At 69.3% G+C, this 2,804-nt stretch carries 4 protein-coding genes; 1 reads left to right on the top strand and 3 read right to left on the bottom strand.

Annotated features, from left to right (window positions below):
- The 3 genes from AC08ON_RS07145 to AC08ON_RS07135 form a co-directional block, all read right to left on the bottom strand.
- Positions 1-237: ArsA-related P-loop ATPase (locus AC08ON_RS07145; protein ID WP_476616665.1), on the bottom strand; the 237-nt coding region annotated here is incomplete at its 3' end.
- A gap of 6 nt (positions 238-243) precedes the next feature.
- Positions 244-678, bottom strand: coding sequence for an SRPBCC family protein (locus AC08ON_RS07140; RefSeq protein WP_476608200.1), 435 nt, complete (start codon positions 676-678; stop codon positions 244-246).
- Between the two features lie 152 nt (positions 679-830).
- Positions 831-1,598, bottom strand: coding sequence for a metallophosphoesterase family protein (locus tag AC08ON_RS07135; RefSeq protein ID WP_476608198.1), 768 nt, complete (start codon positions 1,596-1,598; stop codon positions 831-833).
- Between the two features lie 305 nt (positions 1,599-1,903).
- Here AC08ON_RS07135 and AC08ON_RS07130 point away from each other — a divergent pair.
- Positions 1,904-2,804 (top strand): AMP-binding protein (locus tag AC08ON_RS07130; RefSeq protein ID WP_476616664.1); only part of this gene is annotated, 901 nt, incomplete at its 3' end.

The following is a 2,804-nucleotide window of genomic DNA, read 5'->3' as shown; positions in this document are numbered from 1 at the left end:
GGCCGGCCACCGGGTCTCGACCGCGCGGCGCAGGTCGACCTGTTGGCCGTGCAACCCCGGTTCAAGCTCGGTCGGCTCGGCGCCGATCGGGTGGTCGAGCGCGCAGGCGAGCCCCGCGGCCGGGTCGACCGACAGCACGAGGGTCCGGTGACCCCGTTGGGCGGCGAGGATCGCGGTCGCCGCTGCCACCGTGGTGGTACCGCCGCCGCCCTTCCCCGTGAAGAGCACACACCGCACGTGCGCTCAGCTCTCGACGTACTTCTTGAGGTCCTTGAGAGCGGCCTCCACGATGCCGCTCTGCACCTTCCGCCGGAGCAGACCAGGAATCTTGATCTTCGTCTCGGCGGTGAGGTCGTAGGTCACCTCAGTGCTACCGTCACCCAGGTCGCGCAGGGTGTAGCTGCCGTCCTGCGACGACATCGCCTGGCCCTCGACCATGCTCCAGACGACCTGATCGTCGCCCTTCCAGGTGTACTCGTTGACGAACTCGTCCTTGATGACGACGGCGTTGATCCGAAACCGGGCACGCCGGGGACGGCCGTCCGGGCCCACATCGAGGATCTCGGCCTCCTCGATCTGGCCGATCCAGGTCGGATACGCGGAGATGTCGGCGATCGCCCCCATCACCGCGGCGGGCCGGGCGTTGATGACGACCGTCGATCGGGCGTGGTCCGCCATGGCAGACAGCACCTCCACATTCTTCGAGCGCGGCTGAAGAGCACGGCGTCGCCGGCCCACCGGCAACCCGGATCTCTCCGGGGCCCGGGAACAATCCCCGACCGATCGCCTGAGGCTACCGGAACACCGAGCGCGCCCGGCCGAGCGGCCGGCTACCACTTGAGAACGAAGGGCGTCCCCCGAGCATGGAAATGTCCGACGTTCACGCAGCGTGTGCCGTCGATCTCCAGGCTGGCCGTCAACGGCTGGTGCACATGCCCGAAGAGCACGTAGCGCGGCCGGGTCGCGTGAATGGCTTCGAGGATCGCCACACTGCCGCGCTCGAAGCGGCGTGCCTCGATGTCGTAGACCAGCTCGGGGATGTGCGGGGGGATGTGGCAGCACAGGACGTCGACCTCGCCCACCGCGGCGACCTTGGCTGCGAAGGCGTCGTCGCCAATCTCGTAGGGGGTGCGCATCGGGGTCTGCAGCCCCCCGCCGACGAAGCCGAACCGCAACCCCCCGATCGTGGTGGTCTGCCCGTCCAGCAGGGTGACGCCGTCGCGCAGGTACTCGGGATACAGGTGCGGCAGATCGACGTTGCCGAAGGTCAGGTAGGTCGGGGTCGGGAACGCCGCGAACAGCGCCTCGTACTGACGGCGGATGGCCGCCTCCACGATCTGCGTGCGGTCCCCGCCCAGGCTCGCCCACAGCGTCCGGGACCATTCCCGGGCCTCGTCGAACCGCTGGGCGTTACGCAACTCGATCATGCGACCCACGGCCTCGGCGCCGAACAGGTCGCCCATGATGCCCCGGCCGTGATCGTGGTAGTCGATGAAGAGGATGAGATCCCCCAGGCACACGAACGCGTCGGCCCCCTCGCCCGCCGCTGCCAGCACATCCGCCCGCCCGTGCACGTCGCTGACCACGTGGACCCGCATGGCTGGAAGCTTAGGCGCCGACAGGGGTCCGTCGCCCCTACTCGAACGGTCCATCCGGCCGATGAGGGATGCCGTGCGGATCCCGGGCATATCTCAGGACGTATCCCCGGCGGTCGCGCTCACCGGCGACGATCACCGGCGACGATCACCGGCCGGACACCGTCGAAGGGAACCCTTTGCCCCCCGCAAGGTCGCAAACCGCCTGCCCGGAGGCTAACGTCTGATGCCCTGGCCTGGCCTTCCGTTCTTCCGTTGTTCCGTGGCGTCGTCCTCCGGCGCGCACAAGCCATCTGGTAGGAGTAGCAGTGCGCGAGTACACCTCCCCGCCCCTGGTCACCATCGCCGACGATGCGACCCTGACGGACGCCGTGTTCCGCAACGCGGCGGCATATCCGGACAGTACGCTTATCCAACACAAGATCGACGACGAGTTCGTCGGCATGACCGTCCGCGAGTTCCACGATCACGTCGTGGCCACCGCCCGGGGCTTCATCGCCCGCGGGGTGCGGCCCGGGGACCGCGTCGGTCTGGCGAGCCGGACCCGGTTCGAGTGGACGATTGTCGACTACGCGACGTGGCTGGCCGGAGCTGTCTGCGTGCCGATCTACGAGACCTCCAGCCCGGGCCAGATCGAGTGGATCCTGCGGGACGCCGGCGTCGAGGTTCTCGTGGTCGAAAACGACGAGCTCGCCGAGCGGGTCGCACAGGTACGCGACGGCGTCCCCGCGCTGCGGGAGGTCCTCGTCATCGAGCACGGGGCGCTGGCCGGTCTCGCCGTGGACGGCGCAGGCATCGCGCCGGAGCGGCTGACGGCGGCCCGGGCGTCCGTCAACGCCGACAGCCTCGCGACGATCATCTATACCTCGGGGACCACCGGCCAACCGAAGGGCTGCGAGATCACCCATCGCGCCCTGCTGTTCACCGCCGAGGCGGCCATCGCCACGCTGCCCGAGCTGTTCACGCCCGGTGCGTCCACACTGCTGTTCCTCCCGCTGGCGCACGTGTTCGCCCGCATGCTCCAGGTGGGCGTGGTCCAGGGGGCGTTCACCCTCGCCTACACCCCGGACTCGCGGACCCTGCTGCCCGATCTCGCCAAGGTGCGCCCGACCTTCCTGCTCTCCGTGCCCCGGGTGTTCGAGAAGGTGCACGCCGGGGCACGCCACAAAGCGCACGCCGAGGGCAGAGGTTGGATCTTCGACGCCGCCG

The sequence above is a fragment of the Frankia sp. CoWAU3 genome, from assembly GCF_977971855.1.
This window is presented reverse-complemented; position numbering and strand designations above follow the sequence as displayed.

What these genes read in the sequence shown, in the direction of transcription:
- AC08ON_RS07140 (WP_476608200.1), bottom strand. Translation starts at nt 678, where the DNA reads ATGGCGGACCACGCCCGATCGACGGTCGTCATCAACGCCCGGCCCGCC.
- AC08ON_RS07135 (WP_476608198.1), bottom strand. Translation starts at nt 1,598, where the DNA reads ATGCGGGTCCACGTGGTCAGCGACGTGCACGGGCGGGCGGATGTGCTG.